The organism is Flavimaribacter sediminis (genome assembly GCF_019492055.1).
GTDB classification, from domain to species: Bacteria; Pseudomonadota; Alphaproteobacteria; order Rhizobiales; family Rhizobiaceae; genus Flavimaribacter; species Flavimaribacter sediminis.
On sequence record NZ_JAICBX010000001.1, the window covers coordinates 714,673 to 733,318 of the forward strand.

Annotated in this window: 17 protein-coding genes; 10 read left to right on the forward strand and 7 right to left on the reverse strand. The window is 59.6% G+C overall.

Translation table 11 applies throughout. From position 1 onward, the window contains the following. Window positions 1-789 (forward strand): NAD-dependent epimerase/dehydratase family protein, encoded by a 789-nt coding sequence (locus K1W69_RS03410; RefSeq protein ID WP_220226926.1) that lies wholly within the window; start codon window positions 1-3, stop codon window positions 787-789. Window positions 790-926: 137 nt separating this feature from the next. Further along, window positions 927-1,298, forward strand: coding sequence for a hypothetical protein (locus K1W69_RS03415; protein WP_220226927.1), 372 nt, complete (start codon window positions 927-929; stop codon window positions 1,296-1,298). Here the strand turns inward: K1W69_RS03415 and K1W69_RS27265 are convergent. The 4 genes from K1W69_RS27265 to K1W69_RS03430 form a co-directional block, all read right to left on the reverse strand. Further along, window positions 1,292-1,525 carry an HGGxSTG domain-containing protein gene (locus K1W69_RS27265; protein WP_306308773.1) on the reverse strand — a complete coding sequence of 78 codons (234 nt, stop codon included), beginning with the start codon at window positions 1,523-1,525 and terminating at the stop codon, window positions 1,292-1,294. The two genes, K1W69_RS03415 and K1W69_RS27265, sit on opposite strands and share 7 nt — an antisense overlap. A gap of 33 nt (window positions 1,526-1,558) precedes the next feature. After that, the gene (locus K1W69_RS03420; protein WP_220226928.1) at window positions 1,559-2,083 is read right to left on the reverse strand and encodes a hypothetical protein; all 525 of its coding nucleotides are present in this window, start codon (window positions 2,081-2,083) and stop codon (window positions 1,559-1,561) included. 399 nt (window positions 2,084-2,482) lie between these two features. Then, a complete protein-coding gene (locus K1W69_RS03425; RefSeq protein ID WP_220226929.1) occupies window positions 2,483-4,966 on the reverse strand; it encodes a DUF3772 domain-containing protein in 2,484 nt (827 codons plus the stop codon). Window positions 4,967-5,074: 108 nt separating this feature from the next. Next, window positions 5,075-6,139, reverse strand: a complete 1,065-nt coding sequence (locus tag K1W69_RS03430) for a zinc ABC transporter substrate-binding protein (protein ID WP_220226930.1) — start codon at window positions 6,137-6,139, stop codon at window positions 5,075-5,077. A 156-nt stretch (window positions 6,140-6,295) separates the two neighbouring features. Here K1W69_RS03430 and K1W69_RS03435 point away from each other — a divergent pair, with 156 nt between their 5' ends. From K1W69_RS03435 to K1W69_RS03450, 4 genes are all read left to right on the forward strand, one after another. After that, the gene (locus K1W69_RS03435; protein WP_220226931.1) at window positions 6,296-7,129 is read left to right on the forward strand and encodes an ATP-binding cassette domain-containing protein; all 834 of its coding nucleotides are present in this window, start codon (window positions 6,296-6,298) and stop codon (window positions 7,127-7,129) included. Beyond that, window positions 7,119-7,934: a metal ABC transporter permease gene (locus tag K1W69_RS03440; RefSeq protein ID WP_220226932.1), complete on the forward strand. Its 816-nt coding sequence runs from the start codon at window positions 7,119-7,121 to the stop codon at window positions 7,932-7,934. Before K1W69_RS03435 ends, K1W69_RS03440 begins: the two co-directional genes overlap by 11 nt. Continuing rightward, window positions 7,931-8,338 (forward strand): Fur family transcriptional regulator, encoded by a 408-nt coding sequence (locus K1W69_RS03445; protein ID WP_220226933.1) that lies wholly within the window; start codon window positions 7,931-7,933, stop codon window positions 8,336-8,338. Before K1W69_RS03440 ends, K1W69_RS03445 begins: the two co-directional genes overlap by 4 nt. Window positions 8,339-8,466: 128 nt before the next feature. Further along, window positions 8,467-8,928 (forward strand): GNAT family acetyltransferase, encoded by a 462-nt coding sequence (locus tag K1W69_RS03450; RefSeq protein WP_370688164.1) that lies wholly within the window; start codon window positions 8,467-8,469, stop codon window positions 8,926-8,928. 18 nt (window positions 8,929-8,946) lie between these two features. Here K1W69_RS03450 and K1W69_RS03455 read toward each other — a convergent pair whose 3' ends face one another. From K1W69_RS03455 to K1W69_RS03465, 3 genes are all read right to left on the reverse strand, one after another. Then, window positions 8,947-10,722 (reverse strand): SLC13 family permease, encoded by a 1,776-nt coding sequence (locus K1W69_RS03455; protein ID WP_220226935.1) that lies wholly within the window; start codon window positions 10,720-10,722, stop codon window positions 8,947-8,949. A gap of 62 nt (window positions 10,723-10,784) precedes the next feature. Further along, window positions 10,785-11,567 carry a hypothetical protein gene (locus tag K1W69_RS03460; RefSeq protein ID WP_220226936.1) on the reverse strand — a complete coding sequence of 261 codons (783 nt, stop codon included), beginning with the start codon at window positions 11,565-11,567 and terminating at the stop codon, window positions 10,785-10,787. A 253-nt stretch (window positions 11,568-11,820) separates the two neighbouring features. Continuing rightward, window positions 11,821-13,665, reverse strand: a complete 1,845-nt coding sequence (locus tag K1W69_RS03465; RefSeq protein WP_220226937.1) for a putative bifunctional diguanylate cyclase/phosphodiesterase — start codon at window positions 13,663-13,665, stop codon at window positions 11,821-11,823. Window positions 13,666-14,427: 762 nt separating this feature from the next. On the opposite strand from K1W69_RS03465, the gene K1W69_RS03470 reads away from it, so the two are divergent. From K1W69_RS03470 to K1W69_RS03485, 4 genes are all read left to right on the forward strand, one after another. Next, on the forward strand, window positions 14,428-15,528 hold the full coding sequence (locus K1W69_RS03470; RefSeq protein WP_220226938.1) for a linear amide C-N hydrolase: 1,101 nt from the start codon (window positions 14,428-14,430) through the stop codon (window positions 15,526-15,528). A gap of 307 nt (window positions 15,529-15,835) precedes the next feature. Next, window positions 15,836-16,504, forward strand: coding sequence for a TetR/AcrR family transcriptional regulator (locus tag K1W69_RS27270; protein WP_220226939.1), 669 nt, complete (start codon window positions 15,836-15,838; stop codon window positions 16,502-16,504). Window positions 16,505-16,544: 40 nt separating this feature from the next. After that, window positions 16,545-17,690, forward strand: a complete 1,146-nt coding sequence (locus K1W69_RS03480; RefSeq protein WP_220226940.1) for an ABC transporter substrate-binding protein — start codon at window positions 16,545-16,547, stop codon at window positions 17,688-17,690. Window positions 17,691-17,714: 24 nt separating this feature from the next. Then, on the forward strand, window positions 17,715-18,617 hold the full coding sequence (locus K1W69_RS03485) for a branched-chain amino acid ABC transporter permease (protein ID WP_220226941.1): 903 nt from the start codon (window positions 17,715-17,717) through the stop codon (window positions 18,615-18,617). The last annotated feature ends 29 nt before the right edge of the window (window positions 18,618-18,646 follow it).

Here is an 18,646-nt window from a genome sequence, read left to right on the forward strand (position 1 = left end):
GTGCATCTTGCCGAACCTTCAGATCTTTCAGAGGATGGCGTCATACTGATTACTGGCGCCACAGGTAATCTGGGTTCAAAACTCGCCCGTCATCTGTCGCAGAGCGAACACAGACTAATCCTTCTGGACCAGATTCCTCATCCAAATCTTCCGGTACATACTGCAAACCTATCGTCACCCGGACGCTGGATGGATTTGTTCAGGGACGCGGACATTGTCGTCCACCTGGCGGGAACGGCCAAACTCAATTCGTCGCCGGATGCCTGCAAACGGGAGAACATCGACTGCACAACCAATGTGCTTTCCGCCTGCCGGAAGCACAATGTGCGCCGGATCGTCTTTGGAAGCAGCCTTCGTGTCATGGGAGGCTACCGGGAATCAGGCAAGCGGATCGTCGAAACGCTGAAGCCTTATCCAGAAGGCTTCTTCGGTCAGTCGAAGTCCACCTGCGAAACCATGCTTACAGATTTTCCAGATGTGATTAGCCTTCGCCTCGGCTGGTGCCCACGCCAGAACGTCCGCGAAGCGGTGCTCGGCGCACCGGAGCGATTGCGGGAAATGTGGCTGAGCGACAATGACTTCCTGCAAGCGGTGGAACTGTCGATAACCGCCGAAAACCAGGGCTTTACGCCCCTCAACATCACCTCGAATGTGGCGAACAACCACTATTCTTTAAAGCAATCGCGGAAAATCCTGGGCTTCAAGCCGCAGGATCGATTGAACAAGACGCAGATCCTCCTCTTCAAGGTGACGCATGCGTTTTCGGGAAGGGCGAGGGGATATCGGTAGAGAGCTGAAATATAAGCGACTCTCTGCGGGTCTCCTTAAAACCTATGAATTCGAGCTTGTTTCGTATTGACGCAGCAGCGATCAGCGCGCAGGCTACATAGCAGATTTAATAGATGTGCCAGGCGCGAAGGAACACTATGAGTATCGAGAAGAAAAACCAATCGGACGATGGCTGGACGAGCAACCCGCCCGAAGAGCCTGTCGATAACCGCCCGCTTAATCAGATTATCGCTGAAAAATTCATCAAGGACTTCGCCAAGTATGGGGATGAAGTGATCGAGGCGCTTCGGGTAAATGATCCGAAAGCCTATTTGACGATCGTCGCGAAGCTGGCTGAAAAGACGCCGCAGGCGCAAGAAAATAGTTTCAACAATCGAAGCGGTGTTGCGGTCATACCTGCCGTCCCTCGAACACCGGAAGATATCGCTGCTTGGGAGGAACGGGCCAGGCGGCAACAGGAAAAGCTTCTCAAAGACGTATCCGACGAACCGTATATGGGCTATCAGTAGTCTTTGAGCTGCTCCACCAGTTGCTTGTAAAGCAATCGCGCCCACTTCCTCTTGTCGATTGCTTCCTTTGTAAACCTGCCGTGTTTCAAGGCGTTCCTGTTTCCAGCCGGCGCGCCGCTTCCCGCGGCACCCCCATGCATCCGGCATCGTGATTTGCCGCTGACCGCCGGCGCCTGACACTGCGTTCCTCGACGGGTTTTAGCCCCGCACCGCGGACTTGAAAGCATCGGCCCGGTATTGCGTTCATGATCTGACACAGACTATTCGATGGACTTTTTGCTGTTGACTGCCCCGACGATCGCCTGGCCGCCGTCATTGACGTGGACGTGTTTGACGATCACCTGTTGCTTACCCTTGCTACGCATCTTGGTCCAGGCCTGCAGCTGCTGCATTGATAGCTTCTTCCATTTCATGCCCTGCTCGGCCAGTTGGTCTCTTTCTTCGCGCGAGATGTTCAGGTTTCTGGCTCGTTCAAGCAGGCTTTCCGACACCTTGTCGCCCACGATAATATCTCTTGCCAGCATCGCCTGGGCCATATCTTCCGAACCAAATTCGAGGAACATCTCGATAGCTTCGTTGACCTTCTTTGCTCTTGCTTCGCCTGTATATTCGCACAGATCGGCCAAGGTATTGACCAGTCCGCTGATCAGGCCTTCCCAGGCCGGAATGCTGTCCATCGCAGTAAATTTCTTGCGCGCTTCATCCGACAGCATCTTGACGTCATAGCCCGGTCCCGAGAGCCGAGCGACGGGTGTCATCGTAATTGCAGGAGGCGCATGCGCCATGTCTCAGTCTCCTCGTAGATCAAGATACTTAACCTAAAGCCGCAACCATCACCGAATCCAACGTTTTTTGCCTTTAAGCGGTACTAAATTGCGCGAAAGGGCTGTTGGCACGTTAAACGTGCTCCCGCAGGTGGAAAATGCGCGCAGTTTCATGAGACATAGCCAGGCATTCTCGTCGCGATATCCCAGGTCTCGCGGTGATATCGTCCAGCGAGCTCCATCTCGGTCATCTCTGAACGATCTACTTTACATGGGGTTGTTTTGAAGAAATTGGAGCTGCCCCCTCCCATGGGTTCAACACCCCGGGGGTAGGTCATGCCTCGGCACAGGACGCAAGTCGCCTGTCGCCGCGACCAAAGCCGCGGCGGGGAAGGCTGCTTATTCAGGGCGTGGATGGGGTCAGTCGGTCTCGGACTTCGGCGCTTCGGAAGCCGTTTGATCGGGCGCCTTCTCAGGCCGCTGCCCCATCGCCTCCACAAGACGGTCGATATCGCGCAGATGGATATCGCGTTGCGGGAAGGGGATCTCTATGCCGGCTTCGCCCAGCGCCTTGTAGACGTCGATCAGAAGCTGGGACTGGGCGAAGGGGATGGTGAAGATCTCGCGCAGGAAGCAGCGTATCTCGAAGTCGAGCGAACTGTCGCCAAGCCCCATGAAGAGCACCTGCGGTTCGGGAACGCTCAGCACGTATTCGTTGGCGTTCGCCTGTTCCATCAGGACGTCGCGGACCTTCTCCACGTCGCTGCCATAGGCGACGCCCACCGGCACCACCAGCCGGCCAATGCGGCTTGAGTGCGTCATGTTCTTGACGGTGCCGGCGATCAGGTCCTGGTTGGGGATGATGACGTCGTGCCGGTCGAAGGTCTCGATGCGGGTCGAGCGGACCGAAATCTTCTTTACCAGCCCCATATTGCCGCCGACCTCGATCCAGTCGCCCTCCTTGATGGGGCGCTCGGCCAACAGGATGATGCCGGAAACGAAGTTGCCGACGATGGTCTGCAGACCAAAGCCGATGCCGAGAGACAAGGCGCCTGCAATGAAGGCGAGGCTCGTCAGGTTGATGCCGGCCATCGAGACCGCGATCAGCGCCGCGACCGTCAGGCCGGCGTAGCCTACGACGGTGACGAGCGCGGTGCGCGCGCCCTGGTCCATGTTGGCGCGCGGCAGAACCGAGACCCGAAGCACCCGCTGGAGCCAGCGCGTGATGAGCACCCCGATGCTGAAGACGACGAGCAGGGTCAGGATGACGTTGATCGAGATGCGCGTGTCGCCGATCTGGGCGCCGACGGTCAGATAGCGCCAGGCCTCGGCGATGTCGGTCGGCCGCGCGCCCCAGACGAGCGCCAGCAGCGGCAGAAGGCCCGCCGAAATCAGGATGATCAGGCCGATCGGGATCAGCGAAAGCTGGTCTTCCTCTTCTTCCTCCCTGCCGATCAGATCCTCGATCAGGTTGAACAGCAACGTGTAGACGATCAGGCCAAAGCCGAGAAGCGCAAGCGTCTCGATCACCGGCTCCATGGCGTAGCGGGCAAGATCCACATAGCCGATCAGCACGCAGATCACGGAAAGCCCCGCTGAAATCTGAACGACCCGCGCCACGAAGCCGAGGAACCCGGAACTCAGTCGCGATTCGGTCTCGTCGTCGGTCTCGGCTCGCACCGTTTCTTCGCCGCCGATACGCAACAGACTTGCGAAACGCCAGAGAAGCAGGCTTCCGACGATCACGATCGGCGCCGACAGGACAGACTTCGCGGCCGGTGTGAAGCCAAACTCGTTTTCCAGATGCTGGAGCATGAAATCGATGCACAGGACAACGCCGAGCCCCTGGGCCATGCGCAGTCCCTGCCATGCCTGACCGTCGTCGAGGCTGAGGATGCGAAGGTCGGGGCTGTTGGGCGCAAACAGGGTGTGGCCGATCCAGTGGGCGATGATCAGGAAGACCCCGATGACGAAGACAAGCGCCGGAAGGTTGCTCGCCGAATCCAGTTCGATCCCGAGAACCCGCATGACCGCCACAAACAGAAGCGTCGCGCCCAGGGGGAGCACAAGACGCGAGAGATTGGCGGCGACAATGAGAGCGCTGCGCCGCCGGCCGCTGACCCTGCCGGCAAGTCGTTCCAGACGTCGCGCGACCAGGCGTTCGGACAAAGTCAGGAGCAACAGCGCCAGAAGCCCGAGAAACAGGATCAACGGCAGACTGTCCCGCATGCCCCGGGCATAGTCCGGATCGTCCATGACGTCCCTGAACTGCGCGCCTATCAGGGAGAAATGCCCGCCGAGTTCCTCGAAGGCAGGCGCCCAGTTCTGAACCAAAAGCGGCGAGGGATAGAGCGTCAGAAGCTGACGGGTCTGCTGGGCGCGAATTTGCGAATCGATTTCCCGGATGAGCAATTCCGCCCGGGTAAAGGACTGCTGGGCGGCGAGGATCGGCCGGTTCGCCGCGGCGATCGCCTCACGCAGTCTCGAGCGTTCTGCAGCGACCTCGGCCGCCTCCTCTTCACCTTCAGCAGGGGCAGGTCCCAGCGCGTCGAGCTGCGCCTGGAGAGCGCGCACATTCACGCTGCCGGCCTGTGTTCTTTCGAACGCTTCGTCGCGCTGCTTGGCTATTGTTTCGCGCAACTGCTCCAGCGTCTGGATGTCTGCATCGCCCTCCTGCAGAACCTCTTCGGCCTTTTGGGCCGTGGCATCCCAGGTCGCATAAACCGGATCGAGTTCAACTGGCTGCTCTGGGGCTTGCGTCGCTTCCTGCGTATCCGGTTCGGTCGTCGTTTGCGCCTGTGTCAGCGTCGGCGCGAGGCAGATCGCCAGGACGAGGAAGGCGGCGCGCAGCCATTGCGCGTTCAGCCGTCGAGAGGAATTGCCGACAAGGTAGCGCTGAAACATGAAAAACTCCCGGACCTGGCCATACCAAAACCTAACGCGCGTGAAACTGCAAGCAAAGGCAATGATATGGCCGAATTACGCCGGGAGCTTAAAAGAACCGGAAAACGGTCAGCCGAGGCAATCGGCCATGGAGTCGGCCATATTTCCGATCAGTGAGAAATAGAGGTCCGGACCGTTGGCGAGTTCCGCGCCAAGCGGATCGAGAACCGCCGTTTTTGCGTCCGTCCCCTCAATGATCGCGCCTACGAGGGACGATTCGAACTGAGGCTCGGAAAAGACGCAAACCGCCTTGAGGTCGGAAACCTTTTCACGGATTTCGGAAATGCGGGCGGCGCCGGGTGAAACCTCGGGGCTGATGGTGATGCTGCCGGCGGCGGAAAGTCCGAAGCGGTTCTCGAAATAGTGATAGGCGTCGTGAAAGACGATGAAGGGTTTTTGTTTAACCGGTTCAACGACCGGAGCGACCCCCTCAATCAAGGAATTCAGTCGGGTTTTCAAGGTGGCGAGGTTCTCCGCGTAGAGCGCGGCGTTTTCCGGGTCGGCCATCTGCAGGCTCGCAGCGATGGCGTCCGCCATTGCAGACGCATTCACCGGATCAAGCCAGATATGCGGATCGAAGCTGTGATGGCCGTCATGATCCTCATGCGCGTGCTTTTCGTTGTCATGGTCGTCGTGGTCGTGGCCTTCTCCCTCATGCCCGGCTTCTTCATGCTTCTCGTCGTCGTGCTCCTCATGGTCGTCGTGACCATCATGATCATCGTGGTCGTGTTCCGCGTGATCGTCATGGCCTTCATGATCATGGTCGTGCTCTTCGAAAGCGCCGCCCTCGCGTACGTCCAGGAGCGCCAGTCCCGGCGCGTCGTCGAGCGCAACCGACGTCGATCCTTCGGCGATTGTCTCGAGCGGCTTTTCGAGGAACGGTTCGAGCGACGGGCCAACCCAGAAGACGACGTCGGCGTCGGCCAGGCTGCGCGCCTGGGAGGGTTTCAGGCTGTATGTGTGGGGGGAGGCGGCGCCGTCTACCAGAATTTCGGGCGATCCCGCGCCTTCCATGATGGAGGCTACCAGCGAATGAACCGGCTTGATCGATGCGACGACCTTGACGTCGGCCAGAGCCGTGGTGGACAAAAATCCGGCTGCGGCGAGAACAGGAAGGGCTAATCTGATGCTCATGGTAGACTCCAAAACGTTATGTTATTACATCCGTTGCGTTACGCTATAACGTCTGGCATAGATCAGTGCAAGAGGTCGCAGGCCGGCGCCGTCGTTTCTTGAAGACCGTTTCGGCCGCGACGGTGAAATGAAGCAACTGGAACACTGGATTAACGCGTGTTGAGTCCATCCAAACCATTGGTTGATCTCAAGAATGCCGGGATTTATCGATCCGGCCGATGGCTTGTTCGCGGCGTCGATCTCAGCGTTTCGCGCAGCGAAATCGTTACGCTTATCGGACCGAACGGATCCGGCAAATCGACCACAGCGAGAATGGCGCTGGGGTTGCTGAAGCCGGACGAGGGGACATCGACCCGGGCAAGGTCCCTCAAGATCGCCTATGTGCCCCAGAAGATCGCCGTCGACTGGACACTGCCTCTGACTGTCGGGCGCTTCATGCGACTGACCCAGACGCTGGACGATTCGGCCATGCGCGCCGCCCTGCAATCCACCGGCGTCCAACATCTCGAGAAGGCGGAAGTCGGCGATCTGTCCGGCGGCGAGTTTCAACGCGTCATGATGGCGCGCGCGATTGCCCGCAAACCGGATTTCCTCGTTCTCGACGAGCCTGTCCAGGGCGTCGACTATTCCGGTGAAATCGAGCTGTACGAACTTATCGGCAAGATACGTGATACGCTTCAATGCGGTATTCTGCTGATTTCCCATGATCTTCACGTGGTCATGGCCGCGACTGATCAGGTCGTCTGCCTGAATGGACATGTTTGCTGCAAGGGAACGCCGCAAATCGTCGCCAGAAGCGACGAGTACCGCAGGCTGTTCGGCGAAAGGGCGTCTGCGCTCGCTCTCTATCAGCATGATCACGACCATGAGCACCTGCCGAATGGAACCGTGCGCCATTCGGACGGGAGCGTAACCGACCATTGCCACCCTGACGACGGGCATCACCACGCCGAGCAAAAGGAACAGGCGGAGGCGAATAATGCTGGATGATTTCTTCGTTCGGGCAATTGTCGCTGGTATCGGCGTCGCCATCGTGGCTGCTCCGCTGGGTTGTTTCGTTGTCTGGCGCCGGCTTGCCTATTTCGGGGACACCTTGTCCCACGCCGCCCTTCTGGGCGTGGCGCTCGCATTGTTTTTCCAGATCGACGTGGTGTTCGCCGTTTTCATTGTCTGTGCTCTGGTGGCGCTTGCGCTGGTCGCCTTGCAACAGCGTGCGTCCCTGTCGTCTGATTCGTTGCTCGGTCTGCTCGCTCATTCATCGCTGGCGCTCGGTCTGGTGGTTCTGGCTTTCATGACCTGGGTTCGCGTCGATCTCATGGGCCTGCTGTTCGGCGATATCCTCGCCGTTTCGAAGACCGACATCGCGTTAATCTATGGCGGCGGCGCCGTCGTGCTTGCGATCCTGGCGTGGATTTGGCGACCGCTGTTTGCATCAACCGTCAATCGGGAATTGGCGGCGGCCGAAGGCATGGCGCCGGAAAAAACCAATATTGTCTTCATGCTTCTCATGGCGATCGTCATCGCGATTGCGATGAAAATCGTCGGCGTCCTCCTGATCACTGCGCTGTTGATCATCCCGGCGGCAACCGCCAGGCGCCTGGCGCACGGCCCGGAGGTCATGGCGGTGTTGGCGGCGCTGGTTGGAAGCGCGGCTGTGATCTTCGGACTTTTCGGCTCCCTGCAATGGGACACGCCGTCCGGACCGTCCATCGTGGTCGCCGCGTTGCTGCTGTTCATGATCAGTCTCACGCCGGTCTATTCCATTTTCGTTCGCAGGAAGGACATAGCCAAATGACCCCATCCACCGAGACTCCAAAGCTTACGAAGAACCAGACCCTGGTTTACAAGGCGCTGAAATCCGCGGAAGAACCGCTGAGCGCCTACTCGATCCTCGACCAGTTGCGCGACGACGGCTTTCGGGCGCCGTTGCAGGTCTACCGCGCGCTCGACAAACTGATCGAATTCGGCCTGATCCATCGTCTGGAAAGCATCAATTCTTTTGTCGCCTGCCGTCATCCGGATTGCGGAACGCACGAGATGGTCGCCTTTGCCATTTGCGAGAGCTGCAACCGGGTCATCGAGATCACCGACGACGCCATGGCCAGCAATTTGGCCAGTCTCGCCAGAGACAACGGATTTTCCGTGAGCCGATCGACCATCGAGCTGCGCGGTCTTTGCGACGCCTGCAGGGTGCATTGAGATCTTCGTGACTGTTCGCCTGATCCACCGCCGGGCGAAACCCTTGAAAATTGAATACACACTAGAATGGAACCTATAGCCTTTCCCGGACGTTTATCTTCTCAATCATTAATTTGGGGGCCCGCAACGTGCAGGAATTTTATTCCAAGATATCGCTTGTCTACTTCATCGCCGCGACGACGGTGCTCATGGCGCTGGCGTTTTTCCTCCTCGGCACGGCGCTGCGGGAAATGTGGCAGATAACGAAAGGCGCGGACGCAGCCAGCACGGCGCTTTCCAGCATAAGCCTTCTGATCATCGGCTTCGCGGTGATCGAAACCGCCAAATTCATCGCCGAGGAAGAGGTGCTTCGAAGCAGGGAGCTGCGTTCGACCCGGGAATCGCGCCGTTCGATCACGAAATTCATTACCATTATCGTCATAGCAGCAAGCCTCGAGGCGCTCGTCATGGTGTTCCAGGCGACCCGCGAGGGCATCGAGTTCGCAATCTATCCGGCCGCGCTGTTTCTGGCCGCGACCATATCTCTGGTCAGTCTCGGCGTTTATCAATGGCTTTCCAGCCGGATCGGAGACCATCACGATCAGGACTAATCCCGTTGTTGCATTCCCTCAGAACGGCCAGACGATCATGATCATCGGAACCGCGACGGCGATGACGATGATCTCCAGCGGCAGGCCCATGCGCCAGTAATCGCCGAAGGCGTAGCCGCCCGGCCCCAGGATCAGCGTGTTGTTCTTGTGGCCGATCGGGGTGAGGAACGCGCAGGACGCGGCGACTGCGACCGCCATCAGGAATGGGTCCGGGCTTGCGCCGAGACTGCCGGCGATGTCGACGGCGACGGGCGCGGCGATGACGGCCGTGGCGGTGTTGTTAAGCACGTCGGACAGGGTCATGGTGACCACCATCAGCAGCGTGAGCACCACCCAGGCCGGCGCGCCGGCGGCGACTGCGACCAGCACATCGGCGATCAGCTCCGTGCCGCCGGAATTCTCCAGCGCCACGCCGAGCGGGATCATCGATCCCAGAAGGACCACCACCGGCCATTCGATATCGTCATAGACCTCGCGCAAGGGAATGATGTCGGTGAGAACATAGATCACGACGACGGCGGCCAGCGCGACCGGCAGATAAAGGACGCCGAAGCTCGCGAGCGCCACGGCCGCTGCGAATACGCCTGCCGCCAGGCCTGCGCGCCCATGCTGGGTGACCTGCAGGCCGCGCTCGGCCAGCGGCAGGGCGCCGATCTGGTTCGCCGCTTCTTCCACACGGCCCGCAGGCCCGATCAGCAGCAGGATGTCGCCGGCGGCGATGGGCTGACGGCGCACCCGCTCGCGGAATCTCTTGCCGCGCCTGGATATTCCGAGCAGCGTCACGTTGTAGCGCCGGAGCAGACGGACGTCGTCGGCGGAACGGCCCTGGATGCGGGAATCGCGCGGCACGACGACCTCGATGACCTTCAGGTCGGCGCCGGCCTCCTCGCGGTGCTTTTCCTCGCCAATGAACCCCAGCTTCAGTTTGCCAACAAAGGAGTCGATGGCGTCCGGCGTGGCGTCGACGACGATCAGATCTCCCTGTCTTATCTCCTCGCGCCTTGCAGCGCCGGGCAGCCGCCGGCCATTGCGGACAAGGCCGAGGAGGACGACCTCCAGCTCCGCCGCATCCTCGTCAAGATCGGCGACGGTCTTTCCGATCGCCGGCGATTCTTCCTTGACGACCAGTTCCGCCACATATCCGTGCAGGTCTTTCAGCTCGGAACCGGCGTTCCGTTCCGTCACCGACGCCGGTATCAGGCGCCAGCCGATCGTCGCCACAAAGGCAATGCCGACGACAGCGCAGACGACGCCGACCGGCGCGAAGTCGAACATCTGAAAGCCTTCGCCGAATTCGCGTTGTCGAAAGGAGGCGATGATGATGTTGGGCGGCGTGCCTATGAGCGTGATCAGGCCTCCGAGAATGGTGGCGAAGGACAGCGGCATCAGGGTGATCGCCGGGCTGCGATTGGCGCGCGCCGCCGCCTGGATGTCGACGGGCATCAACAGCGCCAGCGCGGCGACATTGTTCATGAAGGCCGACATGACGGCGCCGATGCCGGCGAGCTTGAGAATATGGCGACCGACGGACTGGCCGCCATGGGCGAGCAGCCGCATCACGAGGTCGATTGCGCCTGAATTGATGAGTCCGCGCGAGACGACGAGGACCAGCGCGACGATGATTGTCGCCGGATGCCCGAAGCCGGAAAAGGCGTCGTCCTTCGGCACCGCGCCAAAGGCGACGGCGACCAGAAGTGCGGCGAACGCAACCACGTCGTAGCGAAACCGGCCCCAGAGCATCAGGGCGAACACGGCCACGAAAAGTGAGAACAGGAAGATCTGATCGGCTGTCATTTGATTGTCGGTTCTATGTCCAAATGAAAGGCGTGACAACAGACGGGCCCCGTAAGCGGGGGTCAGCCGGGGGAAGGCCCTGAAAAGCGTTTTTCATTCGATAACGCGCTGCCCGGAATCGGGTTCCGGTGTGTGGTTGAATGGATATATTCATTCAAGTTATTGATATCGTTGCGTAACGTGAGAAATGAGGCAAATCTGGCTTTGTTTCGGGAAACGCCGCTTTTCGGCGTTTCGGCAATCTGGCTTTGTTTCGGGAAATCGGGATTTTGCGGTTCGTCCGGCGTGTCCGGCGGCGGAGTTTCGGCCTCGGCGGGGCAGTCGATCCAGGCTTTGAACGCCTTTTTCCGCCGCGCGCGGGCCTCGTTGCGGTAGCGCCGGAGCAGACGACCTGGATCTTCCATGCGACGCGCCATGCGCGGGTCGAAAAGCGCGGTGATGAGGCTCATCACCCTGCGGTCTTCCGACCGGGTGAGGCTTTCGCCGGCAAGCGCGCGTTTCACCAGTTCCGCGCCGTCGCAATGGTCAGGGTAGGGCGCGGCCAAATTCCTTCCCGCCTCGAAATCGCGGAGCGCGCGTTCGCAGGACTCAAGCCGGGCCTCGGCTTCGGCGAGCGCCAGCGCGCGGAAGCGCCGCTCGTCACACGGGATGAAATCCGCGAGGGTCAGGTCGGGCCGGCCGAGGATGATGCGGAGCCACAGGCCGACGCGCGCCCGATCGGGCTTCGCGGTCGCCCCGTGCCGGCGGGCGTTGCCAGCGACGACGGCCTTGCCTTCCGGCGTTCTGGGGCCTGTGCTTTTGGCAGAGTTCGCCCGGTTGCGGCGGGCGATGTGGTCCGCCGTCACAACGCATCCATATGAAGGGTGGCGGCGCGTCGAAACAGGGTCTGAAAGTTGGAGATCACTGCGCCGCCTCATCGTGATTTCGGGCAGGTCTTGTAGCACGGATTGTCGAAAAATACAAGGAAATGTTCTTTTTATGTTCCGGTGTGACGAATGAACATTCGGGTCGGATCTGCGAGGATGTAGTCACAGCAGGTCAACGAAGACCGTCCGGCTTCAGAGATCGTTTCCGGCGTTCCAGCACCACAGCGTCCCGTTACTCTTTCACTTCCCTGCGGAACAACAAATTCGATACACCTTGGCGAGGCTCTGCCAGGAAACGCTTGGTCTGCTCGGGTTCGATAGGGCGGCTGATGAAGTAGCCCTGGATGACGTTTCCCCCCACGCTGGCGATCGCACAAGCTTGCGCTTCCGTTTCGACACCCTCGACCACCGCTTCCAATCCCAGAATTTCCGCAAGCTTGATCATGGCGTGAATGACCTCTGTGGCTTCGGGTCTTTCGCCAACGTCCTCCAGGAACGACCGGTCGAGTTTCAGTTTCGTGATCGGCAACCGCTTCAGATAGTTGAAGTTCGAATAGCCCACCCCGAAATCGTCAAGCGCGATGCGATGTCCGAGGCCTGCCAGCCGGTTCAGATTGTCCCGGGCCAGAGAGAATTCGTGCAGCAGGGCTGTTTCGGTAATCTCGAATTCCACTCTCTCTGGTGGAATTTCCGACTGGGCGACAACGTCACCGATCCGGTCGATCGTGGCGGTCGACAGGATGTCCTGGGTCGAGAGATTGAAAGACACCGTCAGGTCTTCAGGCCACCAACGCGCGCCCGCAAGCGCCTTGCGGAGCAGCACCGGCGTGAGCTTTCCCAGCATGCCCGACGTTTCAGCGACGCGGAAGAACAGGTCCGGAGTCACGGCGCCGACGGAAGGACTGTTCCAGCGTGCGAGCGCCTCAAAGCCCAGTGTTCTGCCGGTGGTCAGATTGTGTTGCGGCTGGAATACGATCGAGAACTCTTCATCAAGGTTGCATGTGCGCAACGCCTGATCAATGTTGAATAGATTCTCCATTTCGTGGGCGATCTGCTCGGTGAAGACGACCACCTCGCCTCTCAGGTTCTTCTTGGCATAGGCCAGAGCGAATTCAGCGCGCTCGATCACGCCGGCCGCGGTCATCGATGGGTCTGCGCACAGAAGAAATCCGCCGGAAAGAGACAAGCTTACCGAGTACGCTCCGAGTTCATACCGACCCGCAAGCGACCTCTTAAGCTGCGCCGCAAATCTGTCGGGTTCCCCGATAATCGCCTTATCGAAACTGATGATGGCGAACTCATCGCCACCCATTCGGGAGCAGAACGTGTCTTTTCCGGCTGCTGTTTCGAGTTTTGAGGCGACCTGCTCAATCAGGCTTGCACCCGTCATATGGCCGAAATTGTCGTTGATGTTCTTGAAACCGTCGAGATTCAGGATCACGAGAGCGAATGGATCTCTGTGTGCCGACAGCCGATCGAGACTCTCGTCGAGTTCGCGAAGCAAACGCAGCCGATTGGGAAGCCCCGTCAGTCCGTCGGTGTTGGCCTGCCGGCGGGCGACCCGTTCCAGTTCTTCCGCCTTCTGCTGCTGGTCCTGCGCGGTCCTGCGGGAAGCAATCACCTGAAGCATTGCTCTCCTGAAAATCCACCACAGGCCGATGGAAGCAAAAGCCACGCCGAAAGCCATGAAGGCCAATACGAAAGTCTGATCCTGATGCTTTTGAAAAATCTGAAACGCCATTGCGCCCAGTGCGATGGCGATGCTCAGCAGGATCTGCCGCAGACTGATGCCGACTGCCGCAAAGATCATGGTCATGACGATGAAGTAGACGAGCTTGTACGGGTCGAAGGCCAGTTCTACGGTTATCCAGACATTCACCACGATCAAGAGGTTCGTGACGAATCCCCAGGTTTCCAGTGCGCTGAAATCCCGTATTTTGCGGCAGTGCCAGTAGCCGAACCCGGCCAGGACCGAAGCAGTGGCGGATGCGAGCCCGAGGAAAGCAAGCGCCACGCCTCCGCGATAGGCAAGATGCGCCAGAGTCATAATTGCATAGTAGATCGCCGACGCCGCCATATAACTGCGAACAATCGGCAGGTAGACCTCGGCGATTTCGATCGGCTTGACGTTTTGTATGATTTGACCCCAGTTGAAACAATACCAAACGCATTAAGTTATATTTGGTTCCAATTATTCTGCAATCAACACCAGTATTTCCTATTGGCTGGCTATCGATAGCGAATGGACTTGCCGTTAATCCAAGTGAGTAGAAGAATTTACTGCTATTTCTCTCAAGTCGTAGTTTGACCGCCAACAAAGCCCAGCATTGTATTCCGTGTGGATGGAGGTGTATCGCCTGTCGTCAAAAGGCGCGTGCGCGATGCGCCGCAGAGGCGCCGCTTGTGTCCGGCAGCTGAAGTTCGCACTATCAAGCAGCCAAGTCTGTTGGAGCTTCAGATCCGCCGCACTGTCTGAATTGCGCTCAAGCGCGCCATGAGGGCAGGGGCGGCGTTTTGCAGGACGACATTTTCAAGCATAAGCCGCCGGGCGTTACAGGAAATTCCGCTAAAGTCACTATAGAAGAAATTTGATTGAATTGTGTAACGAAATTGCAAGGTCGTTCTGATTATTTGACCTGTCCGTTGCTTCTGGAATTCTTCAACGCGATACGGTATTATTCGCAACTACTGAGAGTGGCGACTATCAGTTCCGCATATGACGTCAAATGAACAAGAGACGGGCGCCTCGTCCTCTTCCACAAGTCATTGCTGAGCCGTGCACAGTCGCCGCCAGCAAACAGGATCATCGACAACAACAAGCGTCATGAAGGAAAAACCCATGCGAAAAACGACAGATCTGAAACGTAGGGCCGCAACGATGCTCACGGCGGTCGCGACCGCGGCGATGGTCGCCATACAGCCCGCCGCCGCCTGCACCAGCTTCCTGCTGCCGACCTCGGACGGTGAGAGCGTCTACGGACGGACGATGGAATTCGGTTTCGAGCTGGAATCCGAAATGATGGTCGTGCCGCGCGGATATTCCTTCACCAGCGTCGTGCCGGACGGCAAGGGCGTCGACTGGACCGGCAAATACGGCGTGGTCGGGCTGAACGCCTTCGATCTGCCGAACGTCGTCGACGGCGTGAACGAAGAGGGCCTGGCGGGAGGCATCCTGTATTTTCCGGGATACGCCGGTTACGCCGAGGCGAAGGATGTGGACGCCAAGAGCGGCCTTGCGCCGTGGGAAGTGCTGACCTGGGCCTTGACGCAATTCACCACAGTCGCAGAAGTGAAAGCGGCGATCGCCGATGTTTCCGTGGTCGGCGTCGTCGAATCATCGCTCGGCATCGTGCCGCCGTTCCACTTTGTTTTTCATGACGAAAGCGGGGCGTCGCTGGTGGTCGAGCCGGTGGATGGCGCGTTGAAAATCTACGACAACCCCGTCGGCGTCATGACCAATTCGCCCGGATTCGACTGGCATCTGACCAATCTCGGCAATTTTGTGAATATTTCGCCGGTCAATGTCGAGTCGATGGAAATCTTTGGCGACAAGATCGGCAGCTTCGGCCAGGGATCCGGGCTTCTGGGTATTCCCGGCGACCCGACGCCGCCTTCGCGGTTCATCCGCGCCCTTGGCTATACGGCGTCCGCCGAACGCGTGCCCTCCGGCATCGAAAGCGTGCGGCTCGCCGAACACATTATCAACAATTTCGATATCCCGATCGGCTTCGTAAAGCCTGACGACCCGAAGGAATCGCCGGACTATACGCAATGGTCGGCCATCGCGGATCTCAAAAACCGTCGCTACTACGTGAAGAGCTACAAGGACCAGGTTCTGCGCAGCGTCGATCTGATGAGCTTCGATCTCGACGCCAAGGACCTGGCAAAGGCGCCGCTGACGCCGATGATGGAACCGCCGGCGCTGGCGTTTCCGAAGTAGCGAGAAGACCTGGAGGGGACGACAATCACCTCCAGTTTTTAACGCCGCCTTCCGCATTTGACGCCGGACGGAGCGCGCCGATCTTGCGGGCGCGCCGTCAAGGCTGACTCTTTTGTTGCGTCTCCACCGCAACAAAAGACCCGTTTTCTGGCCCCAAAATCCAATCCGTTTCGCCGGCGGCAGCAATGCCGCCGCAGTCATTTCACAGGCGTCAATCATACAGGGATTGACTCCTTACTAAACGCTCGTTAAGTAATCTACTGAACGCTCGTTAAGTGAGGAAGGCGAGTGGAGGAGGAGGTTCGGTTTGGCGAGTCCGAAAACGGCGACAAGTCGTGATAACGCTTCAGCAAGAGTGGAAAGACAGGTTTCCAGGGGGCGCGATCCCCGGGCGCAGGGCGCTGCCCGCCGCCAGGAGATTCTCGACGCAGCCTGCGAGCTGATCTATGCGCGCGGTTACGCGTCTGCGTCGATGCGGGATCTGGCAGGCGTCGTGGGCGTGACCCAGGCGGCGCTTTACTATCATTTCGCCAACAAGGAAGACATCCTCTTCGCGCTCATCGAGGGCTTTACCAAGAAGCTCTCAGCGCTGTTGCAAGACGCCTTGCAGGCGGGCGACGGCGGGGTGGCCGGACTGGAAGACGCCATCAGGGCGCATATCATGCTCGCGCGCTCGCACTACCGTGAATTCAAGCTCGTCACCGAAGACAAGAAGCTGCTTGGCGAAGTTTATTCGGAAGCAATGCGAAAGGGCGAACGCGAAATATTCTTGATGTATCGCGACGCGATTGCGGAGCTGAAGGAACGCGGCCTCATCGCGCCGGTCAATATCTCGGTGTCCGTCTTCAACATCCTGGCGATGATCAATTTCGTTCCCCAGTGGTATCGCGCCGATGGCGAGCTGTCGCTGGAGGACGTGGCTGACGAGACCGTCGCGCTTGCGATGAAAGGATTGCTGGCGAAGCCGGCCGACTGATGCATTCCCGAACTGAATAATCTCAACGGAGGAAAGAGAGATGAGAGGAATACGCGCAACCGCAGTGGCGGCAGGCCTTGTCGCCGCCTGCAGTTTCATCACCACGTCGCATGCCGACGACACGATCCAGATCGGCGCTCCGCTGATCCTCAGCGGACCCGGCGCATTCGCCGGCGAAGCGAGCAAGCGGACCCTCGACATGCTGGCGGAGGAACTGAACAAGGGGGGAGGGATTTCCGGCGCCCCTGTCGAGTTCGTCTATTATGACACCGAAGGCAAGCCCGACGTGGCGGTGCGCGTCGTCAATCGCCTGGTCAAGAGCGACCAGGTCGACGCCGTGCTCGGGCCCATCGCGAGCTGGGAGGCGGTCGCAGTCAAGCAGGTGCTTGAACGGGCCGGCGTGCCGACCCTCATGCTCTCCGCAACGCGCTCGACCGTCGATCCCGTGTCGGATTGCGTCTTCAAGCTGCCGGCCGATGACGCGATCGTTGTTGCGCGGGTGTACAAGTATCTGAAGGAAAACGGCATTTCGAAGGTCGCCCTGATCACCACGCAGGACGGATTTGGCGACGGCGGCCAGCGCGAGCTGGAAAATCAGGCTGAAGCAGCCGGCATCGAGATTGTCTTCGACGAGAAGTTTTCGATGGACGACACCGATCTCGCGCCGCTTCTGAACAAGATCAAGCGCACGGACGCGCAAGCCGTCATTAACTGGTCGTCCTCGCGAGCCCCGGTCATCGTGACCAACACATTCAGACAGGTCGGCCTCGATCTTCCGCTGATCCACAGTCACGCCGCGATTTCGCCGGCTGTGCTGGAGGGCGCAGGCGACAACAGCGAAGGCATGCTGGCGGCCGGCGCCAAGTTCGAAGCCGTCAACGATCTGCCGGATTCCGACCCCCAGAAGCCTGTCATCAAGGCCTATCGCGACGCCTATGAGGCCTCCTTCGGGGAAGCGCCGAACCAGTTCGGCGCCGGCGCCTACGACGCCTTCAACATTCTGGTTGACGCGCTCAAGCGCGCCGGCACGGAGTCGGAAGCCCTGTGCGACGCGATCGAGCAGACCAAAGGCCATGTAGGTCTTGGCGGCGTCTATTCCTATTCCGACAGCGATCACGCCGGACTGGGAACGGATTCCGTCGTCATCTATCAGGCCGGATCCGGCCAGTGGAAGATGCTGCAGTAACGAGCCCCTGGCGGTGATGAGATCATGATAACGGACCTTGCGCAGATCCTGATCACGACCCTGACGGTGGGGAGCATGTACGCCCTCGTCGCCGTCGGCGTGTCGCTGATCTACAGCGCCACGGGCGTGATCAACTTTGCGCAGGGCGAGTTTGTCATGATCAGCGGCATGACCGTCGCCGGGCTATATGGTCAGCTTGGCTGGCCCCTGGCGCCGGCGATCGGCGTGGCGCTTGTCGCCGTGCTGCTGTACGGCGCGCTGCTGATGGTGCTGACGACCGGGCTTGCCCGGCGCACATCGCTGATTGGCGTGCTCATCATCACGATCGGCGCGTCGATTGCGACATCGGGCACGGCGGCCCGCATCTGGGACAGCGACACCCATCGCTTTGCGCCGTTTTCGGGCGACGCGCCTTTCTGGGTTTTCGGCGCCACGGTGACGCCGCAGGCGCTCTGGATCATCGGCGTCAGCACTGTGTGCGTTGCGGGTCTTATCTGGTTCATGCGCTCCACCATGGTCGGCAAGGCCATGCGCGCGTGCTCGCTCGACAAATCCGCCGCCACCATGGTGGGTATTCCGGTGCAGGCCACAGTAATGGTTTCCTTTCTGCTGTCAGGCCTGCTTGGCGGCGTCGGGGGGATCGTCACCACGCCGCTGACGACCGTCGACGCCTATAGCGGCATGCTGCTCGCCATCAAGGGATTTTCCGCGGCGATGCTGGGCGGGATGGGAAGCATTGTCGGCGCGCTGCTCGGCGCCTTGCTCATCGCCTTTATCGAGACGGTGACGGTGACTTTCGGATCGAGCGCCCTGAAAGAACTTCCGACGTTCACGGCCATCATCCTCGTCCTGCTTTTGCTGCCGCGCGGCATCGTGGGAGGACGCCAGGAAGCCGGCCTGCAGCACGAGGATCTCACGAAGCAATAGGAGGCGCGGCGGCGCGCCTGCGGGCAGCG